Below are 14,490 nucleotides of genomic sequence, written 5' to 3'. Positions count from 1 at the left end.
GATGATCGTCATGCGCAGCCCCCATGGGGCATCGCCCATGATGATCGATCCGCCCCGTTCCGGTCACCGCCTGCGGGTGCCGAACCGTTTTCATATGTGAACGGATTTTCGCTTGCAACTGGAAAGCGGCGGGGCGGGGTTTGGAAATGCGGTCTCAGGAGATGGGCAGCCATCGACCTTCGTCATCCCCGCGTAGGCGGGGATCCATAAACGCAGCGACACTTATTCCTGCCCGACTGTCAGCGTATATGGATTCCCGCCTTCGCGGGAATGACGGGAAGGGTCAGGCTCGGGGCGACTGTCCTGTCAGACCACAGCATACAGCATGTGCCAAGGTACGGCTGGGGTGCTCCCGTTCCTTAAGGATGGTGGTCGTCGTCCACCAACTGCGCAGAGATTCGCACCGCCGCCGCCTGCACCGCTTCGGCCGCTGCATCGATCGCATCGGGTTCGCCAAGCTTCGCCAGATACGGCATGGTCAGTGCCGCCGCCGCCGCGCCGCCGCGCAGGATCGGCGCCGACAGGTCGGTCACCCCGCTGACGAAGCGGCTGGGGGTACGTTCGACCGCGCGCTGCCGGACTTCGTCGGCATGGGCGCGGAACGCGGCCAGCGTCTCGGCATCGGGTTGCGGGTCGAGCAGCTTTTCCCAGCGGGCGCGGACGTCGTCCGGCTGGAACGCATAGAGCACCGCCCCCGACGCCGCCTGCAACAACGGCCGGCGATAGCCGACGCGCACCGAAAAGCCGAGCTGCTCGGCCGATTCCATCCGCGCGACCACCGCCATGTCGCCCATGGTATGGACCGCGATGTGACAGGACTGGCCCGTCTCCTGCGCCAGCCGCCGCATTTCGGGCAATGCGACCTCGATCAGATAGCGGGTACGCGGCTGGTTCATGCCGAGCGAGAACAGCCGGTCGCTGAGCGTATAGCCCTCGCCGCCCGCCTCCGTCGCCAGATAGCCGCGATATTCCAGCACCTGCACCATGCGGAACAACTCGCCATGCGATCGCCCCAGCCGCTGCACGATCTGCGTCAGCGTCAGCGGCGTCGCGCAGCCGGCCAGCAGTTCGAGAATATCGAGCCCCTTTTCGAGCGCGGGCGCACGGTATCGGCGATCGTCGCTGACATCGGTATCAGCGGCAGGGTCGGAAGCGTCGATGGTCATGGCCGTAACTGTCGTCAAAAAACTACGCCGGTGCAAGCCGATGCCCCAAAGGCTGCCGCTGCACCGCACAAAGCACTTGATACGTTGTATCATATTACGGTAGCGGCACGGTTTCTTGTGCTTTGGAGTCGTATCAAATGGTCCGTGCCGCCCTGTGGTTGTCGAGCGCAGCCCTGTTCCTGCCCAGCGTCGCGTTTGCCCAAAGCGCGCCCGTGCCGGCGACCGGCGACGACTATCACCGCGATGCCCCGCCCGAGATCATCATCACCGCCCCCTATGCCCGCAACCAAGCCGATATCCTGTCGGGCACCAGCGTGCTGAGCGGCGAGGAGCTGACCCGCGAACTGCGCCCGACGATCGGTGAGACGCTGGCGCGGCAGCCGGGCGTATCGGCGACCAGCTTCGGCCCCAACGCGTCTCGCCCCGTGCTGCGCGGGCTTCAGGGCGAACGGGTGCGCGTGCTGACCGACGGCGTCGGCAGCTTCGACGTGTCGAACACCTCGGTCGACCACGCCGTCGCGATCAACCCGCTGACCGCCGACCGGATCGAGGTGCTCCGCGGCCCCTCCGCGCTGCTGTTCGGATCGTCGGCGATCGGCGGCGTGGTCAACGTCATCGACAGCCGTATCCCGCGCCGGGTGCCGACCGAACCGATCCATGTCGACGCGCTCGGCACTTATGGATCGGCCGCGAACGAGCGGACCGGGTCGGCGGCGCTCGACGTGCCGGTGACCGACAAGGTCGTGTTCCATTTGGACGGCACCTTCGGCCAGACCGATGACCTGCGCACCGGCGGCTATATCCTGTCGCGGCCGCTGCGCGCACAGGCGGCGGCGAGCGCCGATCCCGAAATTCGCGATCTGGCCGACCTGCGCGGGCGCCTGCCCAATTCGCAGTCGAAGATGTGGGAGGTCGCGGGCGGCGCGGCGATCGTCACCGATACCGGCAATCTCGGCTTCTCGGTCAACCACCTCGACAATCGCTACGGCGTGCCGGTGCGCTATGCGCTGGACGGTGGCGAGGCGGAGGAGGTGTCCCTCCACGTCCAGCAGACCCGCGCCGACATGCGTGCCGAGGTGAATACCGGCGACGGCCTGCTCGAAAAGATCCGCCTGCGCGCCGGGTTCGCGGATTATCGCCATGACGAGATCGAGGATACCGGCGAGATCGGCACCAGCTTCTTCAATCGCGGTCTGGAAGCACGGCTCGAACTGGTGCAGGCGGCGCGCGGTGGCTGGCGCGGGGCGGTGGGCGGCCAGATGTTCATCCGCGACCTGAACATCGTCGGCGAGGAGAAATTCCTGCCGAAGAGCGAGACGCAGCAATTCGGTCTGTTCACGCTCCAGTCGTTCGATCTGGGCGCGTTCCGGGCCGAGGCCGGCGGGCGGTACGAATATACCGTCGCCCGTGCCGCGGCCGACGACCTGCTCGGCAACGACGATATCCGTCGCGGCTTCGACAGCTTCTCCGGATCGATCGGGGCCAGCGTCGGGCTGGTCGACAATGTCCGCTTCGGTGTCAACGCCAGCCATACCGAACGCGCGCCGTCGGCCGAGGAACTGTTCGCCAACGGCCCGCATGCCGGCACGCAGGCGTTCGAGGTCGGCAATCCGGGCTTTGCCAAGGAGATTAGCGACGGGCTTGAAGCGACGCTGAAGGGATCGGGCGACGGCTACAGTTTCGGACTGTCGGCCTATCACAACTGGTTCCGCAACTTCATCTATGAGAACCCGACCGGCGCGACCGAGGACGACCTGCCGGTGTTCCAGTACCAACAGGCCGATGCCCGGTTGTGGGGTTTCGAGGCGGAGGCGTCGGCACGCGTCGCGGAGTTCGGCGAGACGGGGATCAACCTCGACGGCCTTGCCGACTATACCCGCGCGACGATCGTCGATCGCGGCCCCGCCCCGCGCATCCCGCCGCTGCGCGTGCTGGGCGGTGTCGAGGCACAGGGCCGACTGGTACAGGTGCGCGGCGAGGTCGAGCATGTGACCGCGCAGGACCGCGTCGCCGCGCTGGAGACGGTGACCCCGGCCTATACGATGGTCAACGCCTCGGTCTCGCTGCGGCCGTTCGGTCGCGACAGCAAGACGACGTTGATGGTGTCGGCGAACAACCTGTTCGACGTCGAGGCGCGCCGTCATGCAAGTTTCCTGAAGGACTATGCACCGCTCGCCGGCCGCGACATCCGCGTGACCGCGCGACTGGCGCTGTAGGCGGGCGTTCGCCCGAACTGTTGCACGTTCTTCGTCGTCCCCGCAAAGGCGGGGACCCATACACGCTGACGACTGCGATAGAGACGCTATCGTCAGCGTGTATGGATTCCCGCCTTTGCGGGAATGACGATGGTGTAGCGGCGCACCTCTGCGTCCAAAGGATGACGCCGGCCACCCCTGCCCCTATCTACGCCCCATGTCCCGCGCCCGCGTTCTCCTGCTCAATGCCGCACTCGGGCCGCTCGACTACCGTGTGCCGCACGGCATGACCGTCGAGCCCGGCTCGATCGTCACCGCCCCGCTCGGCCCGCGCCAGTTACTGGGGGTCGTGTGGGATGCCGAGCGGCTGGCGACCGAGGAGGTCGGCGACAACCGCCTGCGCCCGCTCCTCGCCGTCGCCGATGTGCCGCCGATCGCCGCGCCGCTCAGGCGGTTGGTCGAGTGGACGGCGGGCTATTATCTCGCCGCGCCGGCATCGGTGCTGCGCATGTGCCTTGCCTCGAACTCCGCGCTAGAGGGGGCGAAGCTCGCCATCGAATATCGCGCGACCGGCGAAGTCCCCGACCGGTTGACCCCGCAGCGGCAGCAGGCGCTGGAGCGGATCGGCGAGCGGCGCGGGCTGGTGCGCGAACTGGCCGCGATCGCCGACGTGTCCGACGCCGTCATCCGCGGCCTCGTGAAGCTCGGCGCGATCGAGGCGGTGTCGGTCGATATCGACCAGCCCTATCCTCAACCCGATCCCGACCATCACCGCCCAGAATTGTCCGCCGACCAGCGCGCGGCGGCGGACACGCTGACCGGGGCGGTCGAGGCCGACGCCTTTCACCCCTTCCTGCTCGACGGCGTCACCGGATCGGGCAAGACCGAGGTGTATTTCGAGGGCGTGGCAGCGGCGATCGCGGCGGGGCGGCAGGTGCTGGTGTTGCTTCCCGAAATCGCGCTGACCGAACCGTTCCTGAAACGCTTCACCGCGCGCTTCGGCTGCGAGCCGGTGCCTTGGCACAGCGACCTGCGATCGACCCAGCGTCGCCGGGCATGGCGCGCCATCGCGTCGGGACAGGCAAAGGTCGTGGTCGGCGCACGCTCGGCGCTGTTCCTGCCCTATGCCGATCTGGGGCTGATCGTCGTCGACGAGGCGCACGAGACCAGCTTCAAGCAGGAAGAGGGCGTGCATTATCACGCCCGCGACGTGGCGGTGATGCGCGGGCTGTTCGAGAAATGCCCGGTGATCCTCGCCAGCGCGACCCCGGCGATCGAGACCCGGCAACAGGTCGCGCAGGGCCGCTATACCGAGGTGAAGCTGCCCGGCCGCTATGGCAAGGCGCAGTTGCCGAGCATCGAGGCGATCGACCTGATCGAACAACCACCCGAGCGCGGCCGCTGGATCGCGGCGCCGTTGATCAAGGCGATCGACGAGACGCTGACGCGCGGCGAACAGGCGCTGCTGTTCCTCAACCGGCGCGGCTATGCCCCGCTGACCCTGTGCCGGTCGTGCGGGCATCGCTTCCAATGCCCCAATTGTACCGCATGGATGGTCGAACACCGGCTGATCCACCGGCTGTCGTGCCACCATTGCGGCCATGTCCTGCCCACGCCGCGCGCCTGCCCCGAATGTCATGCGGAGGACGCGCTGGTCGCGTGCGGTCCCGGCGTCGAACGCATTGCCGACGAAGCCGCCGCACTGTGGCCGACCGCCAAGATCGCCATCGTCACCTCCGACACGATCTGGTCCCCGGCCAAGGCGGCGGAGTTCGTCGGACGGATGGAGGCGGGCGACATCGACATCGTCGTCGGCACGCAACTGGTGACCAAGGGTTATCACTTCCCCAACCTGACCTGTGTCGGGGTGATCGACGCCGATCTGGGGCTGCAGGGCGGCGACCTGCGCGCGTCCGAACGCACCTTCCAACAGATCGCGCAGGTTGCCGGACGGGCCGGGCGCGGGACCAAGCCCGGCCATGTCTATATCCAGACGACGCAGCCGAACGCCCCGGTGATGCAGGCGCTGATCTCGGGCGATGCCGACAGCTTCTACGCCGCCGAGACCGAAGCGCGCGAGGACGCCGGCGTGCCCCCCTTCGGCCGCTATGCCGCGATCATCGTGTCGTCGGAGGACAAGGGCGCGGCAGAGGCCACCGCCCGCGCGATCGGGCGTGCAGCACCGCAGGTGGAAGGCTGCCATGTCTATGGCCCCGCCCCCGCCCCGCTGGCGATGCTGCGCGGGCGGCACCGTTTCCGCCTGCTGGTCCACGCCACCCGCGCGCTCGACGTGCAGGACGTGATCCGCGACTGGCTCGACGGCGTCGAATGGAGCGCCAAGGTCCGCGTCGCCGTCGACATCGATCCGTACAGTTTCGTGTAGCGTCCGTATCGGGTCTATCCCGTTCTTGGCGGAACGCTGCGCCCCACCTAGCATCGGCGCCTACCGATGTGGGGGTGGCGTATGATTCGGATGATCGTGGCGGCGCTGGTGGCGCTGTGGCCGGTTGCGGCGCAGGCCGAATGGCACGAGGCCCGGTCGGACCATTTCATCGTCTATGCCGATGATCCCGCGGCCGAGGTCGCCCGTTATGCCGAACGGCTCGAACGGTTCGACCGGGTGCTGCGCCTGCTGACCAAGATGCCGGCCGAACCGATCGCGGTGCCCAACCGGGTGAACGTGTACGTCACCGGCGATCTGTCGACGATCACCAAGCTGGTCGGGCAACGCAACGTCGCGGGATTCTATATCCCGCGTGCCGCCGGATCGGTCGCGTTCGTACCCGAATATAGCGGCAACGGCACCAACGGCATCGATCCGCAGCAGGTGCTGTTCCACGAATACACCCATCACTTCATGCTGACGAACTGGGCCGAAGCGGCGTTCCCGATCTGGTTCGTCGAGGGCTTCGCCGAATTCTTCGCGCCGACGCGCCTGCGCGACGATGGATCGATCGAGGTCGCGCGCCCGCCCATGTACCGCGCCCGACAGTTTCAGACCGGGATGCCGGTATCGGCCACGACGCTCCTGACCGGCGATGTGGACAAGATCGATCGTGGCGCGCTCTATGCCGGCGGCTGGGCGCTGACGCACATGATGCTGCTCGATACGACCCGCCGGGGACAGATGGACCGCTTCATGCGCGCGGTTGCCGGCGGCCAAAGCGCGACAAAGGCTGCCGAGGTGTTCGGCGACCTGAAGCAGCTCGACCGCGATCTGGCGCGCTATGTCCGCTCCGGTCTGCGCTATACGATCATGCCGCCCGGCACGATCACCAAGGCCGATGTCACCGTCCGCGCGCTGACCCCGGCGGAGGCGGCGATGATGCCGGTCCGAATCCGGGCCAAGCGCGGCGTCGACCGGACGCAGGCGCTTGCGCTGCTCCCCCTCGCGCAGCGTGCGGCCACGCCCTATCCAAACGACGCGACGGCGCAGGCGCTGTTGGCCGAGGTCGAGTATGACGCAGGCAATTTCGCCGCTGCCGAAGCGGCCGCCCGCCGCGCCGTCGCCACCGATCCGAAATCGGTCGATGGTCACACCTATCTCGGGATGGCGCAAATGGCGCAGGCCCGTGCCGCCAAGGATGCGAGTCCCGAGCGGTGGCGTGCCGTCCGCCGATCGTTCCTTGCCGCCAACGCCATCGAAAACGACGATCCCGAGCCGCTGCTGCTCTATTACCAGACCTATCAGGTACCCGGACAGACGCCGACCGCCAACGCCCGCGACGCGCTGTTGCGCGCGCATCTGCTGGCACCGCAGGACCGGGGGCTTCGGATGCAGGCGGCGCGCATCCTCCTCGAGACCGGCCGCCTCGATGAGGCACGCCGGGTGCTGGGACCGGTCGCCTATTCGCCGCACGGCGGGCGAAGCGCCGCTCTCGCGCAGCGATTGATCGGCCTGATCGACAATGGCGGAGCGAAGGCGGCGCTCGACCATTGGCGTGGGAAGCCGCAACCGGCGGCGAATGATACCGACGAGGATGACGACAAGGGCGGCAACGCCGGCTGACCCTTGCGCCGCCCCACGCTTTGCCCGAAACGGCGGCGGTCATGGTTACCAACGCGACACCGCTTCATCGATGGCTGACGCTCTGGCTGACGGCGCTTGCCGCGCTGCTGGTCCTGTCCGCCCCAGCCCGCGCCGATGACGTGTCGGCGGCGGCGCGCGGGGTCGTGCGCGTCGTCGTGATCGCGACGGTCGATGGCGAGATGGTGGATGTCGAACACGGCACCGGCTTCGCGGTCGCGCCCAATCGCGTCGTCACCAACGCGCATGTCGTCGAACTGATGGAACGCTATCCAGGCGATACCGTCGTCGGCGTCGTCCCGTCCGAAGGCGACCGCTCGTTCGAGGGGCGCGTCGTCCGCATCGACAAGAGCCGCGACCTCGCACTGATCGAGGTCACCGGCGTCCGCCTCCCCCCGCTCACGCTCTATACCGGCGGCGTTGGCGAAGGCGATGCGGCGATCGCGCTCGGCTATCCCGGCAATGTCGACCTCGCCACCGCGCGGTCGGTCGACGATTTCGTGACCCCGACATCGCCCGTCCGTTCGCAGGGCGTGCTGTCGGGCAACCGCACGCTGGAGGGCACGGCGGTACTGGTCCACACCGCCAGCATCGCGCGCGGCAATTCGGGCGGGCCGCTGCTCGACGCTTGCGGCCGGGTGCTAGGCGTCAATTCGGCGCTGACCCGTGGCGAGGAGGGCGATGCCAGCTTCGCCTTCGCCATTTCGGATGCCGAACTGACCGCGTTCCTGCGCGAGGCGGAACAGCCGGTTTCGACCATCGCCACCCCCTGCCTCACATTGGCCGATGCCGATGCCCGCGACCGCGCCGATGCCGAACGCCAAAGCATCGAGGACCGGGAGCGCACCCGCGCCGCCGCCGAACGGGCGCGCGAGGAACGCGCGACCGCGCTCGAACGGGCGCGCGCCGACAATGCCGAGACCCGCGAAAACATGATCGCCGCCGCCGCGCTGCTGCTCGCGCTGTCGGTGCTGGCGGCGGGCGGGGCCGGACTGTTGCTGACCCGTGGACAGCCGCGCGAGGCGAAGTTCGCCGCGATCGGCGGTGCGGCGCTGTTGGTCGGCGCGATCGCCACCTTCCTGCTACGGCCCGATTTCGATCCCGCTTCGATCGCCGCTGCCGACGAATCGGGCAATACCGCCGCGACCCGCGTCACGCCGCTGTCGGGGCCGCTCGAATGCACGCTGGTGCCCGAACGCAGCCGGATCATCCTGTCGCCGGTCGAAACCGTCCGCTTCGATTGGCGCGCCGATGGCTGCATGAACGGTCGCACCCAATATGCCGAGGCGCCGGGCGGCGGCTGGGAACGCATCCTCGTCCCGAATGAGGACGCCACCGTGTCGGTGCTGCGCTTCGATCCGGTCACCGGCAGCTACACCAACAGCCGTTACCTGCTGTCCGCCGAATCGATGGAACGCGCCCGCACGCTGCGCGGACAGGTGCAGCAAAAGGCGTGCGCCGCCGACACCGGTGCGCGCGCTGCGCTTGCCACGCAGCAATCGGCGATTCGCACCTCGCTGCCGCAGCAGGTCAATGAACGGCTGGTCTATCGGTGTACGGCGGCGAAGTAGGGCCGGTTCGATCTCCTCTCCCTGACAAGGGAGGGGCCGGGGGTGGGTCGGTTCGTGGCATGGGCAACGGTTCCTCGCGGGCCGACCCACCCCAACCCCTCCCCCTCCCTTGTCAGGAAGGGGCTTCGCGTCGTCCGTCACCCCCCGTTCAGCTTCGACCCGAATCACGCCACACGACATCGCGTCCCACAAAGCTTGCGAAATCGTGACACCGATGCTAGCGGCCCCCACGACCCATCGGGGGCGCATGGGCCGGTCAGCGGCGCGACTTTTGGTCGCGACGGCGGTTGGAATGCAGCTTCCTCATCGGGATGGGACGTAGAATTGACCCCTGACAAGGACGCGCGCGTGGAGACATCCGGCGGAACTACTGGCGGCGGCATGATCCAGGCGAGCCTGGGTGGCCGCTATGCGACCGCGCTGTTTGGCCTCGCCCAGCAACAGGGCCAGCTTACCGCGGTCGAATCGAGCCTCAAGACGCTGTCGCAGGGGATTGCCGAATCGGCCGATCTCGCCGCACTGGTGAAGAGCCCGCTGATCGGTCGCGCCGATGCCGCGCGGACGATCGCCGCGCTGGTGCCGGTGCTGGGCCTCGACCCGCTGACCGCCAATTTCCTCGGCGTGCTCGCGCAGAACCGTCGCCTGGGCGATCTGCCCGCGATCATCCGTGCCTTCCGCGAACTGGCGGCGCGCAGCCGTGGTGAAACGAATGCAGAGGTCGTCTCGGCGCATCCGCTGGACGATTCGCAGGTCGACGCGCTGCGTCAGCAGCTGCGTCACCGGGTCGGCCGCGACGTCGCGATCGACCTGAAGGTCGACCCCACTCTCCTTGGCGGACTGGTCGTGAAGATCGGCAGCCAGATGATCGATAGCTCGATCAAGACCCGACTGAACACGCTCGCGCACGCGATGAAAGGCTGAACATGGATATCCGCGCCGCAGAAATCTCGAAGGTCATCCGCGACCAGATCGCCAATTTCGGCACCGAAGCGCAGGTTTCGGAAGTCGGACAGGTCCTGTCGGTCGGTGACGGCATCGCCCGCATCCACGGGCTCGACAACGTCCAGGCGGGCGAGATGGTCGAGTTCGGCGGCGGCATCCAGGGCATGGCGCTGAACCTCGAAGCCGACAATGTCGGCGTCGTGATCTTCGGGTCGGACTCGTCGATCAAGGAAGGCGACACCGTCAAGCGCACCGGCACCATCGTCGACGTTCCCGTGGGCAAGGGCCTGCTGGGTCGCGTCGTCGACGGTCTGGGCAACCCGATCGACGGCAAGGGGCCGATCATGTCGGACCGCCGTGCCCGCGTCGACGTGAAGGCACCGGGCATCATCCCGCGCCAGTCGGTAAGCGAGCCGATGCAGTCGGGCCTGAAGGCGATCGACGCCCTCGTGCCGGTCGGCCGTGGCCAGCGCGAACTGATCATCGGCGATCGTCAGACCGGCAAGTCGGCGGTCGCGATCGATACCTTCATCAACCAGAAGACCGCCAATGCGGGCGATGACGAGAGCAAGAAGCTCTACTGCGTCTATGTCGCCGTCGGCCAGAAGCGCTCGACCGTCGCGCAGCTGGTGCGCACGCTCGAAGAAAACGGCGCGATGGAATATTCGATCGTCGTCGCTGCGACCGCGTCGGACCCCGCCCCGCTTCAGTATCTGGCGCCCTACACCGGCACCGCGATGGGCGAATATTTCCGCGACAACGCGATGCACGCGCTGATCGTGTTCGACGATCTGTCGAAGCAGGCCGTCGCCTATCGCCAGATGTCGCTGCTGCTGCGCCGTCCGCCGGGCCGCGAAGCCTATCCGGGCGACGTGTTCTATCTGCACAGCCGCCTGCTGGAGCGCGCCGCCAAGATGTCGGACGCCAACGGCGGCGGCTCGCTGACCGCGCTGCCGATCATCGAAACCCAGGCGGGCGACGTGTCGGCGTACATTCCGACCAACGTGATCTCGATCACCGACGGCCAGATCTTCCTCGAAACCGACCTGTTCTTCGCCGGCATTCGCCCGGCGATCAACGTCGGCCTCTCGGTCAGCCGCGTCGGTTCGGCCGCGCAGACCAAGGCGATGAAGAAGGTCGCCGGCTCGATCAAGCTGGAGCTGGCCCAGTATCGCGAAATGGCCGCCTTCGCGCAGTTCGGCTCGGACCTCGACGCCAGCACGCAGAAGCTGCTGAACCGCGGTGCGCGCCTGACCGAGTTGCTCAAGCAGGCGCAGTTCTCGCCGATGCCGTTCGAGGAACAGGTCGCGTCGATCTTCGCAGGGACCCAGGGCTATCTCGACACCGTTCCCGTGAACGACGTGACCCGCTACGAGCAGGCGATGCTCGCCGACCTGAAGGCGAACCACCCGCAGGTGCTCGCCAAGATTCGCGATACCAAGGATCTGGGCGACGAGGCGAAGTCGGGCCTGAAGGCCGCGCTCGACCAGTTCGCAAAGAACTTCGCGTAACCATCAAGCCCTCTCCCCTTCAGGGGAGAGGGTTGGGAGAGGGGAAGCGCGGGACGGCCATAAGTTGCCACTCCCGCCCTTCCCCACCCTCTCCGCGCAAGCCGGGAGGGAGTAGGGAAGACAAATGGCTAGTCTCAAGGCCCTGAAACTGCGCATCGGCTCGGTGAAGTCGACGCAGAAGATCACCAAGGCGATGAAGATGGTCGCCGCCGCCAAGCTGCGCCGTGCGCAGGAAGCGGCCGAGGCCGGTCGTCCCTATGCGAGCCGCGTCGAACAGGTCGTCGCCAGCCTCGCCAGCAAGGTGCAGGTCACCGAAGGTAGCTCGCCGCTCTTGGCTGGCACCGGCAGCGACCAGGTGCATCTGTTCGTCGTCGCGACGTCGGACAAGGGGCTGGCCGGCGCGTTCAATTCGAACATCGCCCGTCTCGCCCGCCGCCGCGCGCTGGAGCTGCAGGCTGAGGGCAAGACGGTCAAGTTCCTGACGATCGGTCGCAAGGGCCGCGCCGTGCTGGCGCGCCAGTTCCGCGACGGTTTCGTCCATGCGGTCGAACCGGGCGATCTGGGCAAGCTGACCTTTGCCGATGCGAAGGGCTATGCCGACGACCTGATCCGCCGCTTCGAAGCGGGCGAATTCGACGTCGCGCACCTGTTCTATGCAACCTTCAAGACGGTGCTGACGCAGGAACCCACGGAACAGCAACTGATTCCGGTCAAGATTCCGACCCCCTCCGTGGCAACTTCGCAACCTTCCGCCGACGCGGTCGTCGAGTACGAGCCAAGCGAGGAAGCGATCCTCGACAGCCTGTTGCCGACCAATATCGCGGTGCAGATCTACCGCGCGATGAAGGAAAACGCGGCGTCGGAACAGGGTTCGAAGATGACGGCGATGGACAACGCCACGCGCAATGCGGGCGACCTGATCAACCGCCTGACCATCGAATATAACCGCACCCGCCAGGCCGCGATCACGACCGAGCTGGTCGAAATCATCTCGGGCGCCGAAGCCCTGTGATCCGTCACGCCGTCCTGCTGGCGCTCGTCGCCACGCTGGCCGGCTGTGGTCAGCCCGCTGCCGACAAGGCGGCGGAGCGGCCGCGCGCGACGCCGACGCCGTTCGTCACCGGCGGCTGGGCAACGGTGTTCGGCGATGCGCCGAAGACGATCGACCTGCTGAACGGCATGGGCTTCCGCCTGTCGCCCTATGCGGCGGCCGGGGGCGGCATGCAGGCAACGGCACAGCCGACGCCGATGGCCGATCCGTCGATCAAGCCGGTCAACACCGCCAACCTGACGGTGACCGGCGATGCGCAGCGGATCGGGAAGCTCGCCTTCTCGCTCGACATCGTGAACCTCGATTCCAGCCCGTTTGCAAAGGAACAGTTCGCCCGCTGGATCGACCGCCCGCTCGCCAGCCTCGGCCTGCCCGGCCGCAACGAGGTCAAGCGCGGCATCATGACCGAGAGCCCGACATCGGGTAAGGTCACCGGTGCCGATTATCAGATTACCCGTACTCCGATCGACGGCGGACGCCGCCTGATCGTGACCTTTACCCGCCCCGCGACGGGGACCGAACCGAGGAAGCAGTGATGGCAACCGCCGCAGACACATACGCGCCCCAGGGCAGCACCAACAATACCGGCCGGATCGCGCAGGTCATCGGCGCGGTCGTCGACGTTGCGTTCGACGGCGAACTGCCGGCCATCCTGTCGGCGCTCGAAACCGACAATAACGGCAACCGCCTCGTCCTCGAAGTCGCGCAGCATCTGGGCGAGAACACCGTCCGCACGATCGCGATGGACGCGACCGAAGGTCTGACCCGTGGTCAGGCGGTGCGCGATACCGGATCGCAGATCCGCGTGCCGGTCGGCCCGAAGACGCTCGGCCGCATCCTGAACGTCGTCGGCGAGCCGATCGACGAGCGTGGGCCGGTCGGTGCCGAAACCACCGCCCCGATCCACGCATCGGCGCCGCTGTTCGTCGACCAGTCGACCGAGAGCGCGATCCTCGTCACCGGCATCAAGGTCATCGACCTGCTCGCCCCCTATGCGAAGGGCGGCAAGATCGGCCTGTTCGGCGGCGCGGGCGTCGGAAAGACCGTGCTGATTCAGGAACTGATCAACAACATCGCCAAGGGCCATGGCGGCACGTCGGTGTTCGCGGGCGTCGGTGAGCGGACCCGCGAAGGCAACGACCTCTACCACGAATTCCTCGACGCGGGTGTCATCGCCAAGGATGCCGACGGCAATCCGACCAGCGAGGGTTCGAAGGTCGCGCTGGTCTATGGCCAGATGAACGAGCCGCCGGGCGCCCGCGCACGCGTTGCGCTGTCAGGCCTGACGATCGCCGAATATTTCCGCGACGTCGAAGGTCAGGACGTGCTGTTCTTCGTCGACAACATCTTCCGCTTCACCCAGGCGGGTTCGGAAGTGTCGGCTCTGCTCGGCCGCATCCCGTCGGCAGTGGGCTATCAGCCGACGCTGTCGACCGATATGGGCGCGCTGCAGGAACGCATCACCTCGACGAACAAGGGTTCGATCACCTCGGTGCAGGCGATCTACGTACCCGCCGACGATCTGACCGATCCGGCCCCGGCGACGTCGTTCGCCCACCTCGACGCGACGACCGTGCTCAACCGCGCAATCTCGGAACTCGGCATCTATCCGGCGGTCGATCCGCTCGATTCGACCAGCCGCGTTCTCGAACCGCGGACCGTCGGCCAGGAGCATTACGACACGGCCCGCGCCGTGCAGTCGCTGCTCCAGCGCTACAAGTCGCTGCAGGACATCATCGCCATCCTCGGCATGGACGAGTTGTCGGAAGAGGATAAGGTCACGGTCGCCCGCGCCCGCAAGATCCAGAAGTTCCTCAGCCAGCCGTTCCACGTCGCCGAAGTCTTCACCGGCATCAGCGGCAAGTTCGTCGCGCTGGAAGACACGGTGAAGTCGTTCAAGGCAGTCGTCGAAGGTGAGTACGACCACCTGCCGGAATCCGCCTTCTACATGGTCGGCGGCATCGACGAAGTCGTCGCCAAGGCACAGAAGATGGCGCAGGACGCGTAACGCGCTGTTCCCTCTCCCC

At 67.2% G+C, this 14,490-nt stretch carries 10 protein-coding genes; 9 read left to right on the top strand and 1 reads right to left on the bottom strand.

Annotated features, from left to right (window positions below; genetic code table 11):
• Window positions 1-359 precede the first annotated feature (359 nt).
• Entirely contained in the window at window positions 360-1,166 is an 807-nt protein-coding gene (locus ASE59_RS05290) for an IclR family transcriptional regulator (RefSeq protein ID WP_056453235.1), read from the bottom strand.
• 137 nt (window positions 1,167-1,303) lie between these two features.
• Between ASE59_RS05290 and ASE59_RS05285 the strand changes: the two genes are divergently transcribed.
• The 9 genes from ASE59_RS05285 to atpD all read left to right on the top strand — a co-directional run bounded on the left by ASE59_RS05285 (window position 1,304) and on the right by atpD (window position 14,471).
• Window positions 1,304-3,382, top strand: a complete 2,079-nt coding sequence (locus ASE59_RS05285) for a TonB-dependent receptor (protein ID WP_056453233.1) — start codon at window positions 1,304-1,306, stop codon at window positions 3,380-3,382.
• A gap of 196 nt (window positions 3,383-3,578) precedes the next feature.
• Window positions 3,579-5,744 carry a primosomal protein N' gene (locus ASE59_RS05280; RefSeq protein ID WP_056453230.1) on the top strand — a complete coding sequence of 722 codons (2,166 nt, stop codon included), beginning with the start codon at window positions 3,579-3,581 and terminating at the stop codon, window positions 5,742-5,744.
• Window positions 5,745-5,825: 81 nt separating this feature from the next.
• Window positions 5,826-7,370, top strand: a complete 1,545-nt coding sequence (locus ASE59_RS05275; RefSeq protein ID WP_056453227.1) for a tetratricopeptide repeat protein — start codon at window positions 5,826-5,828, stop codon at window positions 7,368-7,370.
• A gap of 41 nt (window positions 7,371-7,411) precedes the next feature.
• Entirely contained in the window at window positions 7,412-8,959 is a 1,548-nt protein-coding gene (locus ASE59_RS05270) for a S1C family serine protease (RefSeq protein ID WP_056453522.1), read from the top strand.
• Between the two features lie 348 nt (window positions 8,960-9,307).
• On the top strand, window positions 9,308-9,880 hold the full coding sequence (locus tag ASE59_RS05265; protein WP_056453519.1) for a F0F1 ATP synthase subunit delta: 573 nt from the start codon (window positions 9,308-9,310) through the stop codon (window positions 9,878-9,880).
• Between the two features lie 2 nt (window positions 9,881-9,882).
• The gene (gene atpA, locus ASE59_RS05260; RefSeq protein ID WP_056453224.1) at window positions 9,883-11,412 is read left to right on the top strand and encodes a F0F1 ATP synthase subunit alpha; all 1,530 of its coding nucleotides are present in this window, start codon (window positions 9,883-9,885) and stop codon (window positions 11,410-11,412) included.
• Window positions 11,413-11,536: 124 nt separating this feature from the next.
• Window positions 11,537-12,424 (top strand): F0F1 ATP synthase subunit gamma, encoded by an 888-nt coding sequence (locus ASE59_RS05255; RefSeq protein WP_056453221.1) that lies wholly within the window; start codon window positions 11,537-11,539, stop codon window positions 12,422-12,424.
• Entirely contained in the window at window positions 12,421-12,999 is a 579-nt protein-coding gene (locus ASE59_RS05250) for a hypothetical protein (protein ID WP_056453219.1), read from the top strand. The genes ASE59_RS05255 and ASE59_RS05250 overlap by 4 nt, the downstream gene beginning before the upstream one ends.
• Window positions 12,999-14,471 (top strand): F0F1 ATP synthase subunit beta, encoded by a 1,473-nt coding sequence (gene atpD / locus ASE59_RS05245; RefSeq protein ID WP_056453217.1) that lies wholly within the window; start codon window positions 12,999-13,001, stop codon window positions 14,469-14,471. The genes ASE59_RS05250 and atpD overlap by 1 nt, the downstream gene beginning before the upstream one ends.
• The last annotated feature ends 19 nt before the right edge of the window (window positions 14,472-14,490 follow it).

Source organism: Sphingomonas sp. Leaf10 (genome assembly GCF_001421245.1).
Lineage (GTDB): Bacteria > Pseudomonadota > Alphaproteobacteria > Sphingomonadales > Sphingomonadaceae > Sphingomonas.
This window is presented reverse-complemented; position numbering and strand designations above follow the sequence as displayed.